At 70.1% G+C, this 14,815-nt stretch carries 17 protein-coding genes; 8 read left to right on the plus strand and 9 right to left on the minus strand.

The features are described from left to right. Position 1: 1 nt before the first annotated feature. The 4 genes from trxA to EV385_RS14675 all read left to right on the plus strand — a co-directional run bounded on the left by trxA (position 2) and on the right by EV385_RS14675 (position 3,468). Positions 2-436, plus strand: a complete 435-nt coding sequence (gene trxA / locus EV385_RS14660; RefSeq protein WP_130509982.1) for a thioredoxin — start codon at positions 2-4, stop codon at positions 434-436. After that, positions 433-1,545: a hypothetical protein gene (locus EV385_RS14665; RefSeq protein WP_130509983.1), complete on the plus strand. Its 1,113-nt coding sequence runs from the start codon at positions 433-435 to the stop codon at positions 1,543-1,545. The genes trxA and EV385_RS14665 overlap by 4 nt, the downstream gene beginning before the upstream one ends. A 197-nt stretch (positions 1,546-1,742) precedes the next feature. Then, entirely contained in the window at positions 1,743-2,903 is a 1,161-nt protein-coding gene (locus EV385_RS14670) for a glutathione-independent formaldehyde dehydrogenase (protein WP_130509984.1), read from the plus strand. Between the two features lies 1 nt (position 2,904). Then, on the plus strand, positions 2,905-3,468 hold the full coding sequence (locus tag EV385_RS14675; protein ID WP_130509985.1) for a type 1 glutamine amidotransferase domain-containing protein: 564 nt from the start codon (positions 2,905-2,907) through the stop codon (positions 3,466-3,468). A 72-nt stretch (positions 3,469-3,540) separates the two neighbouring features. On the opposite strand, the gene EV385_RS14680 is transcribed toward EV385_RS14675, so the two are convergent. Further along, complete coding sequence (locus EV385_RS14680) at positions 3,541-4,119, minus strand: HdeD family acid-resistance protein (RefSeq protein WP_242624882.1); 579 nt, start codon at positions 4,117-4,119, stop codon at positions 3,541-3,543. A gap of 154 nt (positions 4,120-4,273) precedes the next feature. Continuing rightward, complete coding sequence (locus EV385_RS14685) at positions 4,274-4,705, minus strand: hypothetical protein (RefSeq protein ID WP_130509986.1); 432 nt, start codon at positions 4,703-4,705, stop codon at positions 4,274-4,276. Positions 4,706-5,262: 557 nt separating this feature from the next. Between EV385_RS14685 and EV385_RS14690 the strand changes: the two genes are divergently transcribed. Both EV385_RS14690 and EV385_RS14695 read left to right on the plus strand, forming a co-directional pair. Further along, positions 5,263-6,258 carry a diacylglycerol/lipid kinase family protein gene (locus EV385_RS14690; protein ID WP_130509987.1) on the plus strand — a complete coding sequence of 332 codons (996 nt, stop codon included), beginning with the start codon at positions 5,263-5,265 and terminating at the stop codon, positions 6,256-6,258. Next, the gene (locus tag EV385_RS14695; RefSeq protein ID WP_130509988.1) at positions 6,255-6,725 is read left to right on the plus strand and encodes a DUF1003 domain-containing protein; all 471 of its coding nucleotides are present in this window, start codon (positions 6,255-6,257) and stop codon (positions 6,723-6,725) included. Before EV385_RS14690 ends, EV385_RS14695 begins: the two co-directional genes overlap by 4 nt. Before the next feature lie 121 nt (positions 6,726-6,846). On the opposite strand, the gene EV385_RS14700 is transcribed toward EV385_RS14695, so the two are convergent. Further along, on the minus strand, positions 6,847-7,905 hold the full coding sequence (locus EV385_RS14700) for an AI-2E family transporter (RefSeq protein ID WP_242624883.1): 1,059 nt from the start codon (positions 7,903-7,905) through the stop codon (positions 6,847-6,849). Between the two features lie 159 nt (positions 7,906-8,064). On the opposite strand from EV385_RS14700, the gene EV385_RS33900 reads away from it, so the two are divergent. Both EV385_RS33900 and EV385_RS14705 read left to right on the plus strand, forming a co-directional pair. Beyond that, positions 8,065-8,232: a hypothetical protein gene (locus EV385_RS33900; protein WP_165449477.1), complete on the plus strand. Its 168-nt coding sequence runs from the start codon at positions 8,065-8,067 to the stop codon at positions 8,230-8,232. Positions 8,233-8,494: 262 nt separating this feature from the next. Then, positions 8,495-10,096 carry a GGDEF domain-containing protein gene (locus tag EV385_RS14705; protein ID WP_130509989.1) on the plus strand — a complete coding sequence of 534 codons (1,602 nt, stop codon included), beginning with the start codon at positions 8,495-8,497 and terminating at the stop codon, positions 10,094-10,096. Between the two features lie 282 nt (positions 10,097-10,378). Here EV385_RS14705 and EV385_RS14710 read toward each other — a convergent pair whose 3' ends face one another. From EV385_RS14710 to EV385_RS14735, 6 genes are all read right to left on the minus strand, one after another. Further along, positions 10,379-11,317, minus strand: coding sequence for a YhjD/YihY/BrkB family envelope integrity protein (locus EV385_RS14710; protein ID WP_130509990.1), 939 nt, complete (start codon positions 11,315-11,317; stop codon positions 10,379-10,381). Positions 11,318-11,368: 51 nt separating this feature from the next. Continuing rightward, a complete protein-coding gene (locus EV385_RS14715; RefSeq protein ID WP_165449478.1) occupies positions 11,369-11,698 on the minus strand; it encodes an STAS domain-containing protein in 330 nt (109 codons plus the stop codon). Next, the gene (locus tag EV385_RS14720) at positions 11,695-12,120 is read right to left on the minus strand and encodes an ATP-binding protein (RefSeq protein WP_130509992.1); all 426 of its coding nucleotides are present in this window, start codon (positions 12,118-12,120) and stop codon (positions 11,695-11,697) included. The genes EV385_RS14715 and EV385_RS14720 overlap by 4 nt, the downstream gene beginning before the upstream one ends. 130 nt (positions 12,121-12,250) lie before the next feature. Beyond that, the gene (locus EV385_RS14725) at positions 12,251-12,883 is read right to left on the minus strand and encodes a TetR/AcrR family transcriptional regulator (RefSeq protein WP_130509993.1); all 633 of its coding nucleotides are present in this window, start codon (positions 12,881-12,883) and stop codon (positions 12,251-12,253) included. Between the two features lie 42 nt (positions 12,884-12,925). Further along, positions 12,926-13,735 (minus strand): hypothetical protein, encoded by an 810-nt coding sequence (locus tag EV385_RS14730; protein ID WP_130509994.1) that lies wholly within the window; start codon positions 13,733-13,735, stop codon positions 12,926-12,928. Continuing rightward, positions 13,735-14,688: an ABC transporter ATP-binding protein gene (locus tag EV385_RS14735; RefSeq protein WP_207229831.1), complete on the minus strand. Its 954-nt coding sequence runs from the start codon at positions 14,686-14,688 to the stop codon at positions 13,735-13,737. The genes EV385_RS14730 and EV385_RS14735 overlap by 1 nt, the downstream gene beginning before the upstream one ends. Positions 14,689-14,815: the final 127 nt, after the last annotated feature.

Raw genomic sequence — 14,815 nt, forward strand, 5'->3', positions numbered from 1 at the left:
CGTGCAGAACCGTGTCGTCGAGTGCCCCAACTGCCACCGCAGGAACCGTGTCCCGGCCGTGGCCGACGGGACGCCGCGCTGCGGCAACTGCCACCAGCCGTTGCCCTGGGTGGTCGACGCCGGCGACGACGACTTCGGTGATGTGGCCGAGCGGGCGCAGGTGATGGTCCTGGTGGACCTGTGGGCGACGTGGTGCGGCCCGTGCCGCCAGGTGAGCCCGGCGCTGGAGCAGGTGGCGCGAGAGCTGGCCGGGAAGGTCAAGCTGGTCAAGGTCGACGTGGACAAGGCGCCGAAGCTGTCCGAGCGGTTCTCCGTGCAGGCCGTGCCCACGCTGCTGCTGATGAGAGACGGTCAGATCAAGGCCCGGCAGAGCGGGGCGGCGCCGGCACGGGTGCTGCGTCAATGGGTGGACCAGGCGCTCCGGAACGACCCATGAGTGACGAGCGGCCCACCGAGACCCCGGAGATCGTCGTCGGACTGGTGGCAACCCCGCCGGACTACCCGGCGCTGGTGGCCGTGCGACTCACGGCCGAGTTGGCGGGCCGGCTCGCGGAGCGGGTGCACGCGGACGTGCGGTGGACCGTCCGAAACGGCTGGGGTGAGGTGGCGCCGCGCCGCGACGGCGGCGCTGAGGCGCTACTCGACGATCTCGCCCGACGGCGCACCGACGAACGGTGGGACGTCGCGATCTGCCTGACCGACCTGCCGCTGCACACCGAGCGGGTGCCGTTGGTCGCGCAGACCTCCGCCCGGCGCCGAGTCGCGATGGTGTCCCTGCCCGCGCTGGGACTGCGCCAGCTACGCGCGGTGCGCGCGGTCGTCCCGGATCTCGTGGGCCGGCTGCTCGCTGACGCCTCCGACGAGCGGCTGCCACCGGCCGGCCGGGCACCGGCCGAGCTGGCAAGGCGGGTTGCCGCCATCCGCCGGACGGTCGGTAAGGGCGACGCCGGGGAACTGCGCTACGTCGCCTCGCGGCTGATCGGCCGGGTGCGGCTGTTGACCGGCATGGTCAAGGCCAACCGCCCAGGGCGCGCCCTGCTAGGGCTGTCCAAGCTGCTGGTCGGCGCATTCGGCACGGCCGCGTTCGCGCTCACGAACTCCACCATCTGGAGTGTGGGCGATGCGCTCGGTGGACTCCGGCTCACCGTAATCATGGTGCTCGGGCTGACCGCGTTGGTGGCCTGGCTGATCGTCGCGCACGACCTGTGGGAGAAGCCGGACCGGGAGACACCGGCTGAGCTGGCCCGGATGTTCAACCTGGGGACGATCCTCACCCTCTCCCTGGCCACGGCGGTGTCCTACGTGGTGCTGTTTATCGGGACGGTGCTCGCCGAGGCGCTGCTGATCGACACATCCGTGCTGGAACAGGAACTGCGGCGGCCGGTCGATTTCACCGACTACCTGACCCTCGCCTGGATCATCAGCTCACTGGCCACCGTCGGCGGAGCGATCGGCTCCGGGCTGGAGGACGAGGAGACCGTGCGGGCCGCCGCCTACGGCTACCACCCCGAACCCGGTGGCTGGAAGGACGAGAGGGACGGGTAGCCCCACCGCGTGCGGTGTATGCGTCGCGGGCGCCGACGCGCGACCGAACGGACACCGGTCGCGGGCGGACCGGCCGGCTATGGGTTCAGGTGTCTTCCCACGGGTATTCGGCCCTGGAGGGGCCGCGTACCGGGACCAGCGGGCGGCGTCCGGAAAGCGCGATCCGGTACGGAGGTATCGGCGACTAGGAGGTAACCGTGAAGGCAGTGGTTTATGAGGGGCCGCGGCAGGTCAGTGTCAAGGATGTGCCGGACGCGCGGATCGAGCGGCCGACCGACGTCCTGGTGCGGATCACGTCGGCGAACATCTGCGGCTCGGACCTGCACATGTACGAGGGCCGGACCGACTTCGAGCCCGGCCGCTGGTTCGGTCACGAGAACATGGGTCAGGTGGTCGAGATCGGCGACGGGGTCGACAAGGTGCAGGTGGGTGATTGGGTCGTCCTGCCGTTCAACATCTCGTGCGGGCACTGCAAGAACTGCGAGCGTCAGCTGACGAACTACTGCCTGACCGCCCAGCCGGAGCCGAAGATGGCCGGTGCCGCGTACGGCTTTGCCGACATGGGCCCGTACGGCGGCGGACAGGCCGAGCTGCTGCGGGTGCCCTGGGGCGACTTCAACTGCCTGCGGCTGGGTGAGGACGCCGAGCAGCGCCAGACCGACTACGTGATGCTGGCCGACATCTTCCCGACCGGTTACCACGCCACCGAAATGGCGGGCGTCAAGCCCGGCGACCAGACGGTCATCTACGGCGCGGGCCCGGTCGGTCTGATGGCCGCCCTCTCGGCGACCATCCGAGGGGCGAGCAAGGTGATGGTCGTCGACCGGCACCCCGACCGGCTGCGGCTGGCCGAGTCGATCGGCGCGCTCGCCATCGACGACTCGAAGGTGGATCCGGTGCAGGCCGTTCTGGACGAGACCATGGGGCTGGGCGCGGACAACGGCTGCGAGTGCGTCGGCTACCAGGCGCACGATCCCGACGGCCATGAGCAGGCCAACCTGACGATGAACCGGCTGGTCGCCTCGGTGCGCTTCACCGGGCAGATCGGCGTTGTCGGCGTCTTCGTGCCCCAGGACCCCGGGGCCAGCGACGAGCTGGCCAAGCAGGGCAAGCTCGCCTTGGACTACGGCATGCTCTGGTTCAAGGGCCAGCACATCGGCACCGGCCAGGCCCCGGTCAAGAGGTACAACCGGCAACTGCGCGACCTGATCGCCGCGGGCAAGGCCGAGCCGTCGTTCATCGTCAGCCACGAGCTGCCCCTCGACCGTGCGCCGGAGGCCTACGAGCACTTCGACAAGCGCGACGACGGCTGGACGAAGGTCGTCCTGCACCCGGCGATGGCGGGGGCGGGTGCCTGACATGGCTGGAGAGCTGAACGGGCGCCGGATCGCCATCCTCGCCGCCGACGGGGTGGAGCGAGTCGAACTGGAGCGGCCGCGGCAGGCGCTGGAGGAGGCCGGTGCCCGCACCGTCGTCGTCTCCATCGGAAGCGGTGAGATCCAGGCCCGCGACCATGACCTCGAGGACGCGGGCACCTTCCCGGTCGACCAGCTGGTCGGCGCGGTGTCGGTCGACGATTACGAGGCGCTGCTGCTGCCGGGCGGGACGGTGAATCCCGACAAGTTGCGGATGGAACCGGCCGCGGTGCGGTTCGTCCGGGACTTCGTCCAGTCGGGCAAGCCGGTCGCCTCGATCTGCCACGGCCCATGGAACTTCGTCGAGGCCGATGTCGCGCGCGGCCGCCGGCTGACCTCGTGGCCGAGCGTGCGCACCGACCTGCGCAACGCCGGGGCCGAGGTGGTCGACGAGCCGGTCGTCACCGACGGCAACATCACCACGAGCCGGTCACCCGACGACCTGCCAGCGTTCTGCGAGCGCATCGTGCACGAGTTCGCCAAAGCCCCACAGCCCGCCGGGGCGTAGGCGGATCGGGTGAGGCAGGCCGGTCTTGGCAGCTATGGCGCCAAGACCGGCACCCCGACCGCATACGTGCCGTCAGCGTCCTCCCTCGAGGGCGCGCTGCGCGTCGTGGCCAGCCTGGCGCAGGGTGAACGCGGCGAAGATCTCGTTGACGCCATGAACGATGGCCCACGCTCCCACCAGGGTCACCAGCGTGAACAGCGATCGTTGCCAGGAGTGGACCGACCACACGCCGAGCACGAGTTCGGCGATGCCCAGCAGCAGCCCGGTCCACCACCATGGCAGCTTCGGGCCGGCCAGGGCGCTGATCACATGGAAGACACCGTAGAAGACCAGGTACCAGGCCACCAGGATCGACACGATGTACAGCGTGATGTCCGGCCAGGCCAGCGTCAGGATGCCGGCGAGCACGCCCATGGTGCCCATCACCAGGTACAGCCAGCGCCAACTGCGGACCCGGCTGGCGACGACCAGTTGCGCAACGCCACCGAACAGCAAGGCCGCGCCTACCAGCACCGCGACGACGGTCAGGCTGCCCGGCCGGTAGGACAGCACGACCATGCCCACGCCGGTCCACAGAACCCCCAGGATCAGGAACCACCACCAGGCGGCTGTCACCTCCCGGATGCCGGTGCGTGCGGCGTGCGCGGCCACGTCGCCTGTCTTCACATCGCTTGTCATCACAACCTCCTGCCGCCGCGCGGGGGCCCGGTCCGTTGCGTGCGGGCCCGCCGTGCGGCCGCTCAAGTCCGTCCTCGTCTGTGGTGTGGGGTAATCCGCCCAGGCCCACCCGGGTCGGGAGGCAGGGTCAGCTGCCGGCTGCCTTGGCGCGCTCGTCGGCGTACGCCCGGGCGTCGATCGCGTCCAGGATTGCCAGCTCGGCGTTGTCCACCGCCCATTCGGCGAAGTCGATCGCGTCGGCCGCGTCCGCGCCGGCCCACTCGGCCTCGCGGGCGGCCATCTTGGCGTCCATCTGCCGGTTCCGCTTGTCGATCTTCGCCTTGGTGTCCTCCATCTTGGTCGCAGCGTCGGCTCGGAACTGTGCCCACTTGGACCGTGCCTGGTCCGCGGCCTGTTCGGCCTGCTGCTGTGCGTCCTTCACGGCCCGGTCGAGATCCCCCTGAGCCTGGTCGATTCGCTTCCCGATCTGTGCACGGGACTCGGTGGCAGCGGCCTGCACGTCGGCCTTCGCCGCCGCGACGCGCTGCTGGAGCGCGTCGAGTCGTTCCGAGAACTCCATCATTCCTCCCTGGTCGACCCCGACCGCCGACCGGAACAGGACCGACCGGCGCCGGGTGCTCCTGAAGCTGGACCGGATTGTTCGACCGCGTTGCCGGGTCGGCGTTGCACCCGGAAGCCCGTGCCAAGTGGTCGCCTTTCACCCGGTGACTCTCCTATTTAGAATCAGCACTCCGGCGTGGTACGCGGGCAGAGGCTTTCGGCCTGACGTTCGCTGTCGGAGGTCCCCGCCGTAGGTCACCGGTCGAGGAGGCGAGCGCATCGTCCACTACCGCCGTCTTCCACGTGCTGCTGCAGAGCGGCCCGGCAAGCCGGGCCCGGCCGACCGACCCGACCCCCGCGCAAACCGTCCGGGTGGGGGCCGGGCAGCGCACCGCTGATCGGTACGAAGGACGTGCGTTCCCGGGTCCAAGGTCCCTGTTGTTTGTGCGCCCGGCGTGCCGAATCTGAAACGCGGGGCGGTCAGGTGACCGCGCAATCGCACGCGTTCCCAGATCCGGTGAACCGGCCGACCTCGCGATGGTTCGGCCGCGAGTTCCGCAGACGGAGGTGATCGTCATGCCGGACGCCGATAGGCCCCCGGCCGACGGCCGGGCGGTGCTGGTGATGAATCCCCGTTCGGGCGGTGGAAAGGTGGCACGGTTCCGGCTCGTGGAAGGCGCCACGGCGGCAGGCGCGCAGGTGAGGCTGACCAGCCCGGACGAGGACCCGGCGGCGCTGGCCGAGGCCGCCGTCGCCGACGGGGCCGCCGTTCTGGGGGTCGCCGGCGGCGACGGCACGGTCTCGGCGGTCGCCGCCGTGGCCAGCCAGGCACAGGTGCCGCTGGTGGTGATCCCCGCCGGCACCCGCAACCACTTCGCCCGGGATCTCGGCCTGGACATCAGCAACCCGGCATCGGCGCTGAGCGCCTTGCGGGCACAGAATCTGGCCCGCGTCGATCTGGGACAGGTCGGCTCCCGAGTGTTCGTCAACAACGTCTCGTTCGGCCCGTATGCGCAGGCCCTGCTGACACCCGACTACCGGCAGGCGAAGGCGCGTACCTTCGCCGAGGTCGTCCCCGGATACCTGGCCGGGCAGCAGCACGTCAGTGCCACGGTCGACACCCCGCAGGGCGCCGTCGAGTGCCCCCAGGTCGTTCTGGTTTCCAACAATCCGTACCAGGTGTCGGCCCTGCGCGATTTCGGGTACCGCTTCGCCCTGGACGGCGGTGAGCTCGGCGGCATCGTGGTCAAGCGACCGGCCGGGGCACCGCCGCCGGATCTGTTGCCACGCCTGCGGCGCGAACTGGCCCGGCAAGGCCATGCCGGGCCGCCCGGGGAAGGCGTGATCGCCTGGACGGCCACCCGCATCACGCTGCACGGAACGGCCGACCGGCTGCCCGCCGGCATCGACGGCGAGTCCGTCCTGCTCGATCTGCCCATCGTGTGCGAGATCCGGCCGCACGCACGGCAGGTCTTGTTGCCGCCGGGAGCCGGTGCACCCGAAGGAGCGTCTCAGACCTCCCCCATCCCAGGGCGTACGTGCGGCAAGGCCCCGCGAACGGAAGAGCCGTGAAACGGCCACCAGCGCTACCGGCCCACCCGGCTCTGTTGTTACACGCTCAGGAGCGCAGGCAGAGCGCGGAGAACAGGGTCGCGGACCGCATCACGGCCTTCGCCGGCTCGATGAAGTTCGTGTACCTGCACGTCATCTGGTTCGCCGCCTGGATCGGCCTGCGGATCGAGGGATATCCGTACGGCCTGCTCACCATGATCGTGTCCCTGGAGGCGATCTTCCTCTCCACGTTCGTGATGATCAGCCAGAACCGGGCCGACGAGAAGCGGCAGGTGCTGGCCGACGCCCAGTGGCAGACCGTACGGCAGGAAGAGCAGCAGAACGAGGACCTGCTGCGCCTCTCGAACCAGATCCTGCGGCTGACCACAGAGATCCATGCAATGAATTTGGCCCAGTCAGGCAGCGCTTCACACCACAGCACCCCCGACCAGGCACAGCACGAGGTGAGCGATCCGGCTACGCAGTGACTCAACATCACGGACCGAGCCGGGGTCGCACGGCCTGCACCGCTGGACCAGGTCGGTCCCTCGCCGCCGTGCGGGGGCGGATCCGGGGCCGGGAGCGCGTCGGCAAGCCTGGGCCGGATCACTACGGCGTGGCGGCGTCCGGTCGCTGCACGGCTTCGCGCGGCTGTTCCCCGTGCATCGCGGCGAGCCGGGGCGTCATGACGAGCTTGATGGTCGCCGCGACCGGGACTGCCATGATCGCGCCGACCACGCCGAGCACCGCCCCGCCGGTCAGCGCGGCCAGCAGCACCGCGACCGACGACATGTTCACCGTGCTGCGCATCACCCGAGGAGCGATCAGGTAGTTCTCCACCTGCTGGTAGACGACGAAGAAGGCCAGCACGATCACACTGCGGGGCCAGATCCCCACGGTCAGCACCGAGACGAGCAGGCAGATCACGGCGCCCAGCGTGGCTCCGATCATCGGAATCAGATCGGCGATGGCCACCGCCACGGCCAACGGCAACGCGAACGGCACCCCGACCAGTTCCAAGCAGACGAACGCCGACGCACCGGCGAGCATCGAGATGGCGATGTTTCCGGTCATGTAGCCGCCCACCTTGTCGACGACCACATCGACGATCCTGGCGACCACCGGACGGTGCCGGGCCGCGAACAGTCCCACGACGCCCTGCTGGAGACGCGGCATGTCGGCCATGAAGTACACCGACAGCACCAGCACCGTCAACGACGAGGCCAGTACACCGAGAGACTTCTGCACGTAGCCGACCGCGCCGCCGGCCAGCCGAGCCGGCAGATTGCCCATCAGGCCCGCTAAGCGGTCGGTCAGGTGAAATCGATCGGTCACCTCCCGGACCGTGCGCGACTGCTCCGACAGCCGGGTCAGATAGCCGGGCAGATCCGCCGACAGGCGCCCGGTCTGCTCCACCAGCGGGGGCACGAACGACCAGACGAACAGGCCAAACAACGCCACCAGCCCGAGAACCACGATCGACACCGCGAACGAGCGGCGAAGCCCGCGAGCCACCAGCCACCGCACCGCCGGGTCCAAACTGACCGCCACGAAGAGGCCGACGACAACCAACATCAGGATGCCGCGGACCGAATACAGCCCGTACGCCGCCGCCAACACCACGAGCACACCCGCCGCGCCGGCCATCGCCCACCGAAAGACCAGCACAGGTGGAACCCGCTCAGCCATCAACCCCGGCGTCCCGGCCCGGTCGCCGCGGTCAGCCGGCTCACCGCTGGACGGCTCAACGCCTGCCATGGTGAATCACCATGCCAGCAAACAAGCGTCTGCGCGAGGAAGCTGCGGGCCCTCGCCGTCAGAGGTCGAGTGTTCGATGTCATCGCGCTCAGCGCCGTGATCGGCGGCCTGCTACTGCTCCGCGTCCGCCAGGACGATCCCGAAGCGATCGACCAGACAGCCGTCGATCAGCTCGCCGAAGCCACCCTACGCATGCTCGGCCACCGTTGTCGGCATGGAAACGTCAGGCTGATGTGACTGGCCGGGGGACAGGTCGTTGGCCTGGACGCCCTGGTGCTGACCCTTGGAGCGTGGCCGAAGATCCGGGCGTGCACACCACGACTGTGGCCGAAGGTCACCGGGCCTGCGGTCTGAGGCCGGGCCTCGAAGCCTGAATGTTGCCTGAGAAGACGCCGGTGGAGCCGTTCAGCGGCTCAGCGCTGCCCGGGCCGGGGCCGATGGACAGGAAGACGAAACGGCCCGTGCCGGGCCGAGGCGTAGGAGACAGGGGGTGGGACCGATGGACGGTGACGCGCTGGTTGCCGAGGCGTTGTCGGCTGCCCTGCTGGCGATGGAGGAGCAGTTCGTCTCGGAGGCCGTGGCCGGCCTCGCTGACGCGGTGGAGCTTCAACGGCAGGCCACGGCGTTGGGCGACGAGAGTCTGGTCATGCGTGCCCGTCTGTGCCGGGCGCGGATGGGCCTGCGGACCGGCGAGCTCACCGGTGTCGCCCGGGAGATGTACGACGTCCAGCGATGGGCCGCCGAGCGCGGCGACCGCCTGTTGGAGGCCCGCGCCCATGCGGCGTGCGCGTCGGTTCACCAGTACTCCGGTGACGCGGCCAAGCGCCTGGAACACTCGCTCAGCGCGGTCGAACTGCTGGACGAAACCGCCACCGTATTCACGCAGATCTGGCATCGCGTGAGGCTGGCCGACGCCCTGGCCGAAACCGGCGCCATCGACGCGGCGCGGCTGCGCTACCGGCAGGCCGAGGACCTGGCCCGCAAGACGCAGCAATGGGAGCTGTTGCGGATCCTGCTGAACAACTGGGCCTACTACGAGCACGATTGCGGTGACCTCGCCGGAGCCGGCGAGGTCATCGGCCGGATGCTCCAGCACGCCGACGTCCATGGCTTGGAGCTCGATCCGCCGACGCTGCACACCGTGGGTGAAGTCCAGGCGGCCAACGGTGAATACGCTGCGGCCGAGCAGGCGATGCTGACGTGCATCGCCCGGTACGAGGCCGGTTTCGTCGAGCACGTCGCCGACGTGGCCAGTTACCGGCTGACCCTGGCGCGTGCCCGGCGCGGACTTGGTGATGTCGTCGGGGCCCAGCAGAGCCTGGACGCCTGCCGTGAGGTGTGCGTCGAACTCGGACTGCACGCCATCCTGGTCCAGGTGCACGAGGAGCAGGCCGACCTGCACGCCGCCCGCGGCGAATTCGCCGAGGCGTTTGCGATACACAAGACCTTTGTCGCCGCTCAGAAGAGCCTGCAGTCGCGGGAACGCGAGGCCCAGGCCCAGGCCCGGCAGGCGATGTTCGAGACCAGCGAAGCCCGCGAAGAGGCCGAACGGTTCCGCGAGCAGGCCCGCCGCGACCCGCTGACCGGGCTGCGCAACCGGCGCTACGTCGACGAGGAGCTACCTGCCCTGATCGCCGGTGACTCCGGTCTGAGCTTGGCGATCGCCGACATCGACTACTTCAAACGGATCAATGACACCCTGTCGCACGACACCGGAGACCAGGTGCTCGTGCAGGTCGCGAAGCTGCTGGAAGACGGCCTGGCCGCCGCCGCGCCAGGCGGGTTCGTCGCCCGCCTCGGCGGGGAGGAGTTCCTGCTCGTGCTGCCCGCCACTCCGGTCCCTTCCGCGACCACCACTCTCGACGGCATCCGGCAGGCCATCGAGACCCACGACTGGCACGACATCACCGGCGCACTGCCGGTGACCGTCAGCATCGGCGTGGCCGCAACCGGCGAGGTCTCGCCCCCTACGCAGTCCGCCACGCTCGGTGTCGCCGACCGCAATCTGTACGCGGCCAAGCGCGCAGGACGCAACCGCGTCGTCGCGGGCGCCCCGCGCGAGCGGCTTCCCCGCGCGTACCGCGACCGCGATGTGGCCTGACCGCGTCACCTTGATGGGCCTGCCACCGGCGGCTGCGCGGCCACGAGAATTCTCTCTGCTGAATTCCCGCGGGCCGGGGAGGTCGCGCGGCGGATGCAGGCTCACGCGGTTGCCCGCGGTTTCCACCTTGATCCGGGTGTGCTGGACACGGCGGAACCCCATCCACGTCATCTTGCACGCGATCTCCCGGGCCCGCAGAGGTCTGCGAGCAATCGGGCCGCAGGCTGAGCAAGACCGTTACCACCTGAATGGGATCCCAGTAGCCGCCGAAGGGCCCCGAGGCTAGCTGCCCTCTCCGGCTGCGTGGCCGCGGGAACTGCTGGGCTCGGGGCCTGCGATGCGGCCGCTGCCGCCGGTACGGCACCGGCCGGGCGTCCGGGACCGGACGCCCGCGGCGGCGGACCTTCGTTGGTGTCGAGAGCCCTGGTACGCGCTCGCGCTCTGCGTCGCCGCGTAACCCGCCAGCACGATGACGTGGAAGAGGTACAGCCACAGGGCGACGGCCACCCCGGCACCGATCCCGGTGAACCCGCCGAACGGGACGCCGAGGTCCAGCGGCAGCGAACAGAAGAGCACGAAGCCGTGCAGGAATCCGGACAGGTTCGCGGCCGTAAACGAGCCCACCAGTACGGTCGCGAGCCACCGCGGCCGTCCGGGCGCGATGCCGCGGTACACCCAGATCACCACGGGGGTCAGCACGAGCCAGGCGGCGAGGAAGGACAGCACCACCCCGACGACTGCGTACCAGCCGCCGCGCAGCCACAGCCCACTGGTCACTGGCAGGGCCAGCAACATGGCCAGCAGCAGGGCCGGGGTCGCGGCCAGCAGCGGCAGCCAGAGCAGACGGCCACGCCAGCCGACCAGCGGCTCCCCGGGCGCGCGCAACGAGACGAACGCGCGGCGCAGCCCCTCGCCGTACAGGGTGGCGGGCAGCAGGCTGGCCAGGGCCAGCGGCGGGGTCAGGTGCAGGCCCGCGTCGACGAGCGCGGACAGCGCCCGCGGCGCGCCGATCTCGTCGGGCAGGGCGGCGATCGTGTGCCCGGTGAGCCGCCGGACCTGGCCGGCACCGGCCGCGAGGCCGGTGAGCCAGATCGCCAACAACGCGACCGGCACGACCGCGATGCCGCCGTAGAACGTCACCGCGCCGGCGTGCAGGGCCAGGTCCCGGCCGTGCAGTGGGCCCGCCACGAACTGGCGTACGCCCCTCGCCCACCTGCGCATACCGCCTCTGTACCCCGTCGCCGCTGTCGCGATGCCGCCACGCTCGTTGAGCTACAGCGGGCAGGGCTCGTCGGCGCCCGTCAAGAGCTCCAACAGGCCCGTCACCTGCATGATCGTCCGGGTCATCCGGCTCGGGTTGATCACCGAGAAGTCGGCGTGGTGGTCCGCGGCGGTAGCCCGGGCATCGATCAGGGCGGCCAGGCCGGTGGAGTCGCAGAACGTCACCGCGGCCATGTCGATCACCAGCTGTTGGGGTCGCTGGACGGTGCCGAACTCGCGCGTGACGTGCTCGCGAAGCTGGTCGACGGTGCTCAGCTCCAGTTCGCCCGCCAGCGCCAACCGGACTGCGCCGGCGCCGTCGTCGTGCCTGCTGACGTTCATGCGGCATCGGTCCGATCGGTTCCGGGGTGGGCAGGCAACGGCCCGGGATACGTTCTCAACTGCACCCATACCTGTTTTCCGCCTTGATGATCGCGTACGCCCCAGGCGCTGGACAGCGCCTCGATCACGGCCACGCCGCGCCCGCCGGCCTCATCGGGGTCGCGGCGGCGGGGTACCACCGACGAGCCGTCGGCCACGGCCAGTGTCACCTGCTCTTGGTGCGTCTCGATGCTGACCGCGACCGCTCCGCCGCCGTGCCGCACCGCGTTGGTAACCAGCTCGCTGACCACGACCTGCGTCGCCTCCAGCCAGTGTTCCTCCCGGAAGCCCCAGCTGGTCAGCACGGCGGTGACCACACGTCGCGCGGCCGCCGGCGCGTCCACGCCGAGGGGCAGGTCAAGCTGCGCGGTCAGCTCACTCATGGCCAGGCAGTCCTTCGGGTACGAATCAATCCACCGCTCGACCTCATCGGCCGAGCGGCACTCGACGTTACCCATCACAGGGCTGCGACGAAACCCGGCGGCGCGGAGATCTCCTCCGGTGATGAGACCGTCACCGATGATCGGCGGCTGGCCGGGCTGTGTCGTCTGGGCGCGCGGGGGTGCCGATGCCGTCGATGAGGATGTGGACGGCGTCGGTGATGTCGGGCCAGCTGCCGCCGAGCGCATCGGTGGTTCGCTGCGACGGCACGGCGAGGCCGAAGAGCGTGGCGAGCAGCACCACGGCGATCTTGGCTGGGTCGAGGTCGGCGCGGATCCGGCCCAGGTGTTGCTCGGCCTGTAGATACTGCGTGAGGAACTCGGGCGGGCCGGGCTCGGCCGTGCGCGCCGCGGCGGCCGCGCGGCCGAGATCCGGATCGGTGAGCATGGCCAGCTCGAACGGCACAATGTCGGTTCGGAGCGTGGCCAGCCGGGTCAGGCAGTCGGTCAGGTTGCCGGCGACGGTGCCGGCTCCGGCCCGGGCGGGCAGGTCGCGGGCCCATGCGGTGACCGGGGCGCTCTGCCGGCCGACCGCGGCGGCGAACAGACCGGCCTTGTCGGGGTAGTGCCGGTAGAGCGTGCCTTCCGCGACCCCCGCGGCTTGGGCGATGGCACGGGTGGTCGTCTGGGCGTAGCCGACGTCCCGGACGAGCTGGATGGTTGCGTCGAGCAGCCTGTCACGCGTCGCGTCGCCACGAGAGGCCACGTCCCGACTCTCCTTCTCATCGATCTTTCTGGGTGCCGGCTGTCAATCGGTGATGTCGCGCCGGTGGAAGACGGCCTGGGCGATGCCGATGCTGACGAGAGTGTAGGCGGCGCCCAGGGCCAGAGCGCTGCCGTAGCCGAGGGTCATGTCGCCGCCCTGCGCCAGGGCGGACAGGGTGCTTCCCGGCAGCCGGTCGCCAACGCTCTCCGCCGCGGCGCGGATGACCGACTCCACGACCAGGACGTAGCCCACCCCGACGGAGATGGCGACGGCGCTCGAGCGGGCCACGACCGCCACGGCAAGTCCGAATACTCCCCACACCACCAGGGCGCAGAACAGATTGAGCCAGCCTTCGGCCAGGGTCGCCGGCACATTCTCGCGCCAGGCGGAGACGTCGATGCCGGAACCGCCGGCGACCGCGGGAGCGACGACCAGATTGGTGAGGACGGCAACGGTCGTTACCACGGCTGTCCACAGCGCCAGCGCGAGGATCTTGCTGGTCAGCAGCAGCCACCGGCGCGGCTGCGCGGAGACGAGCAGCCGAATGAGCCCGGTCTGGTAGTCGGTGGCCGTGACCAGCGCCCAGAACGACAGGGTGATGACCCCGAACATGCTGGCCGCGGCCCCGAGCCCGGCGACCAGGCCCTCGGGCCGGGCCAGGTCCGCAGCCGACGGGAAGTTCACGCCGGGCCCGTTGGCGGGTACGGCGCCTCCCGACTTGACCACTTGGAACATCACGATATTGATCAGGATGGCGGCGAGGACGGTGAGACCGAGCCAGCCGAGGATGAGGCCCTTGCGGCGGGTCCGGACCAGTTCGCTGCGGACGGCGTTGACGAGGTCGGTCACCATCACAGGGCTCCTTGTCGGGCTTCGGTGGCGCGGCCGGCCATGAGCTGCTGGTCGGTGTCGCCGGTCATGGCGAGGAACACGTCCTCCAGGGAATCCCGCGCGACGCTCAGGCTGCGCAGAGTGATGCCGGCGGCGTGGGCGGCCCGGTTGATCGGGGCGGCGTCCTGCGCGCCGGCCGAGACCCGTACCTCGCCGTCGGTGTTGCTGGCCACCTGCCAGCCCTGCGCCTGCAAGGTCTGCACGAGTCTGAGGGTGTCGGCGTCGTGTTCCGCGCGGAGGTCGACGTGCTGGCCGGCGGAGGTCAGCAGGCCGGTGATCGGGCCGCTGTACAGCAGTTCCCCGAACCTGATCACGACGAGATGCTCGCAGATCGCTTCAATCTCGCTGAGCAGATGCGAGGAAACCAGCACTGTACGGCCGGCCGTGCCGAGCTGCGCCAGCAGGGAGCGGATCTCGACGATGCCGGAGGGGTCCAGCCCGTTGGTGGGCTCGTCGAGGATCAGCAGTGCCGGATCGGGCAGCAGCGCCGCGGCGATGCCCAACCGCTGTTTCATGCCCAGCGAGTAGCGCTTGACCGGCTCACGATCACGGCCGGTCAGGCCGACGGTGTGAAGCACCGCGTCGACCCGCGTATTCGGAAGCCCCCGCAGGCGGGCCAGCGACATCAGGTTCGCCCGCGCCGAGAGACCCGGGACGAAGGCGGGGTTCTCGACCAGCGCCCCGACCCGGCCGAGATACCGCTGGGGAGCACTGATCGGTGCGCCCAGCACAGTCGCGTCACCCGCGCTGGGCCTCATCAGGCCCAACAGCATCCGGATCAGCGTCGACTTGCCCGACCCATTCGGCCCGACCAAGCCGATCACCTTGCCGGCCGGCAGGTCCACGGTGAGGGGCTTGACCGCCGTCAGCTTGCCGAATCGGCGGGTCAGCCCCGCCGTCGTCACCATCTCCATGCCAACTCCAATCGGGTGAGCGCTCACTCACATTAGCATGGACGGCCAATCACCTGCTGAAATTTCCCAGGCTGCAACCGCGCTGGTCGTCGCGGAGCGGCAACGGTGCATTACGCCACAGATGTGG

The sequence above is a fragment of the Krasilnikovia cinnamomea genome (genome assembly GCF_004217545.1).
GTDB lineage: Bacteria > Actinomycetota > Actinomycetes > Mycobacteriales > Micromonosporaceae > Actinoplanes > Actinoplanes cinnamomeus.

What these genes read in the sequence shown, in the direction of transcription:
- EV385_RS14715 (WP_165449478.1), bottom strand. Translation starts at nt 11,698, where the DNA reads ATGAACGTCAGCAGGCACGACGACGGCGCCGGCGCAGTCCGGTTGGCG.
- EV385_RS14675 (WP_130509985.1), top strand. Translation starts at nt 2,905, where the DNA reads ATGGCTGGAGAGCTGAACGGGCGCCGGATCGCCATCCTCGCCGCCGAC.
- EV385_RS14705 (WP_130509989.1), top strand. Translation starts at nt 8,495, where the DNA reads ATGGACGGTGACGCGCTGGTTGCCGAGGCGTTGTCGGCTGCCCTGCTG.
- EV385_RS14685 (WP_130509986.1), bottom strand. Translation starts at nt 4,705, where the DNA reads ATGGAGTTCTCGGAACGACTCGACGCGCTCCAGCAGCGCGTCGCGGCG.
- EV385_RS14690 (WP_130509987.1), top strand. Translation starts at nt 5,263, where the DNA reads ATGCCGGACGCCGATAGGCCCCCGGCCGACGGCCGGGCGGTGCTGGTG.
- EV385_RS14665 (WP_130509983.1), top strand. Translation starts at nt 433, where the DNA reads ATGAGTGACGAGCGGCCCACCGAGACCCCGGAGATCGTCGTCGGACTG.
- EV385_RS14730 (WP_130509994.1), bottom strand. Translation starts at nt 13,735, where the DNA reads ATGGTGACCGACCTCGTCAACGCCGTCCGCAGCGAACTGGTCCGGACC.
- EV385_RS14720 (WP_130509992.1), bottom strand. Translation starts at nt 12,120, where the DNA reads ATGAGTGAGCTGACCGCGCAGCTTGACCTGCCCCTCGGCGTGGACGCG.
- EV385_RS14735 (WP_207229831.1), bottom strand. Translation starts at nt 14,688, where the DNA reads ATGGAGATGGTGACGACGGCGGGGCTGACCCGCCGATTCGGCAAGCTG.
- EV385_RS14710 (WP_130509990.1), bottom strand. Translation starts at nt 11,317, where the DNA reads ATGCGCAGGTGGGCGAGGGGCGTACGCCAGTTCGTGGCGGGCCCACTG.